General features: G+C 72.8%; 6 protein-coding genes. 5 read left to right on the top strand and 1 reads right to left on the bottom strand.

Annotated features, from left to right (window positions below; translation table 11 throughout):
• From ACZ56B_RS32780 to ACZ56B_RS32765, 4 genes are all read left to right on the top strand, one after another.
• A partial coding sequence (locus ACZ56B_RS32780) for a carboxyl transferase domain-containing protein (RefSeq protein WP_468798720.1) occupies nucleotides 1–213 on the top strand: 213 nt, incomplete at its 5' end.
• Nucleotides 214–244: 31 nt separating this feature from the next.
• Nucleotides 245–460, top strand: a complete 216-nt coding sequence (locus tag ACZ56B_RS32775) for an acyl-CoA carboxylase epsilon subunit (RefSeq protein ID WP_468798722.1) — start codon at nucleotides 245–247, stop codon at nucleotides 458–460.
• A gap of 155 nt (nucleotides 461–615) precedes the next feature.
• Nucleotides 616–744, top strand: a complete 129-nt coding sequence (gene mmpB / locus ACZ56B_RS32770; protein ID WP_468798717.1) for a morphogenic membrane protein MmpB — start codon at nucleotides 616–618, stop codon at nucleotides 742–744.
• Nucleotides 745–775: 31 nt separating this feature from the next.
• Entirely contained in the window at nucleotides 776–1,396 is a 621-nt protein-coding gene (locus tag ACZ56B_RS32765) for a Maf family protein (RefSeq protein ID WP_468798714.1), read from the top strand.
• Here ACZ56B_RS32765 and ACZ56B_RS32760 read toward each other — a convergent pair.
• Nucleotides 1,365–1,853: a hypothetical protein gene (locus ACZ56B_RS32760; RefSeq protein WP_468798711.1), complete on the bottom strand. Its 489-nt coding sequence runs from the start codon at nucleotides 1,851–1,853 to the stop codon at nucleotides 1,365–1,367. The two genes, ACZ56B_RS32765 and ACZ56B_RS32760, sit on opposite strands and share 32 nt — an antisense overlap.
• A gap of 364 nt (nucleotides 1,854–2,217) precedes the next feature.
• Between ACZ56B_RS32760 and ACZ56B_RS32755 the strand changes: the two genes are divergently transcribed.
• A partial coding sequence (locus ACZ56B_RS32755; protein ID WP_157847070.1) for a biotin carboxylase N-terminal domain-containing protein occupies nucleotides 2,218–2,317 on the top strand: 100 nt, incomplete at its 3' end.

Genomic DNA, 2,317 nt, shown 5'->3' with positions numbered 1-2,317 from the left:
GCCGCGGCGGACGATCCGGAGGCCACCCGTGCCCGGCTGGTGCGGGAGTACGAGGAGGCCCTGCTCAATCCGTACGGGGCGGCCGAGCGCGGCTATGTGGACGCGGTGATCGCGCCCCGTGACACCCGCCGGCACCTGGTGCGCGGCCTGCGTCAGCTGCGCACCAAGCGGGAGGCGCTGCCGCCCCGGAAGCACGGCAACATCCCGCTGTAGTCCGTCCGTGCCGACCGAACTGGAGGCCACCGTGACGATCAAGGTCGTGCGGGGCAATCCGTCCCCCGAGGAGCTGGCCGCCGCCCTGGCGGTGGTCCGCGCCCGCGCCGCGGCGGCGGTGGCCGCGGCGCGGTCCGTCCCGCCCGCTGCCCGGGACGCCTGGTCCGATCCCGCCCGCATCGCGGCCCGCCGCCCGCCCCGGCCCGGGCCGGCGGCCTGGACCCGCACCTACTGGCCGGGTCAGTAGCACATGGCCTCCCGGCCCCGGGCGCCGTCCGGACGGGACCGGAGCTCCCCCACCCGGGGAACTCCGGTCCCGTCCGTTCCGCCGCGCCCCCCGCCCGGGAAGTTGAGTACGCGTACTCAGGCGCGCGCTCGGACCGGGCCCGGACGATGGAGGGCATGCTGTGGTCCGACCCCGAGAACGAACCGCCGAAGGAACTGCGGGACATGCAGGTGATGCTGCGGCGGCTGGGCGTTCTCGTGGCGCTGGCCATGGTGTTCGTGATGCTCGTGATCGGCGTGAGGTGAGGCGTCCGGACGACGTCGATACGCTGACCGCATGACAGATCAGCCGCGCCGCCGACTCGTGCTCGCCTCCCAGTCCCCCGCCCGGCTCGCACTGCTCCGCCAGGCCGGACTCGCCCCCGAGGTGATCGTCAGCGGGGTCGACGAGGACGCCGTCACCGCCCCCACCCCTGCCGAGCTGGCGCTCGCCCTGGCGGAGGCCAAGGCGTCGGTCGTCGCCGCGAAGCCCGAGGCCAAGGGAGCGCTGGTGATCGGCTGCGACTCGGTCCTCGACCTGGACGGCCGGGCCCTCGGCAAGCCCGCGGACGCCGAGGAGGCCACCGCGCGCTGGAAGGCCATGCGGGGCCGCGCGGGCACGCTCCAGACCGGCCACTGCGTCTACGACACCCTCAGCGGCCGCTACACCTCCGCCACCGCCTCCACCGTCGTCCGTTTCGGTGATCCCACCGACGAGGAGATCGCCGCCTACGTGGCCTCCGGCGAACCCCTCCACGTCGCCGGGGCGTTCACCCTGGACGGCCGCTCGGGTCCGTTCATCGACGGCATCGACGGCGACCACGGCAACGTCATCGGCATCAGCCTGCCCCTGGTGCGCCGCCTGCTGGCCGAGCTGGGCGTGGGCATCACGGAGTTGTGGGCGCCGCCGGCGGCGTGACCGGGGGGCCGTCGCCGCCGGGACCGCCCGCGGGTCCGGCGCCGGCGGCTCCGGCGGGTTCCCCCGGGCCGCCGTCGTACGTCGTCAGCAGCAGGACGACGAGCCCCAGCACCCCCACCATGACCAGGAACGCGGTCGGGCCGACCAGCCCCCACGCGAACGCGCCCAGCAGCGCGTGCACCACCGCGGCGCCGACCAGCAGCACCCGGCCGAAGCCGGCCGGCGCCCGGTCGCGCAGGGCGACCAGCAGGGCCACCAGGCCGCACAGCGCGAGGTAGAGCCCGAAGACGACCCCGCCGATCTTCGAGGACATCGACATCAGGTGCGGATCGAGGCCGGCCAGCGACATCTCCTGCCGGTCGACGACGAGCCCCAGGAACCAGTTCAGCGCCACCACGCCGAGCGCCTCGGCGAACAGCACGAGCGCCACGGCCCACGCCACCGGTCTGCGCACCACCGGCCCCCACCCACTTTCGAGCACGACTGTGGTTACCCCGAGTATGTTCGGGTCGACGCGAACGCTACTGACCGGTAAACCTCGGGACAAGAGGCCTGCGGCGAGCAAAGAATCATTGGGCCATTCGTAGGGATTCCACAAAGAAACAGGGTGGGGCGCGGCACCCTCTCACAGAGACCTTGACCACACGGGACGACTAGGGTTTTCGGGAGGAGTTCTGCGCACCACGGCGCGACAAGGGATTTCGCGGATCGAGCGAGCCTCGCATCACGCTCCGTGTGGGCAAGCTCACCATGGGGGACGGGTCGTAGTGCCGTGTCGACAGTCCCTAAACTCAGCTTGTTTCAAGGAGGGAGCCTCAATCGTGCGCAAGGTGCTCATCGCCAACCGTGGCGAAATCGCTGTCCGCGTGGCCCGGGCCTGCCGGGACGCCGGGATCGCCAGCGTGGCCGTCTACGCCGACC

Source organism: Streptomyces sp. NPDC034670, from assembly GCF_055574875.1.
This window is presented reverse-complemented; position numbering and strand designations above follow the sequence as displayed.

Coding starts and splice junctions, on each gene's coding strand:
- mmpB (WP_468798717.1), top strand. CDS start 616: ATGCTGTGGTCCGACCCCGAGAACGAACCGCCGAAGGAACTGCGGGAC.
- ACZ56B_RS32765 (WP_468798714.1), top strand. CDS start 776: ATGACAGATCAGCCGCGCCGCCGACTCGTGCTCGCCTCCCAGTCCCCC.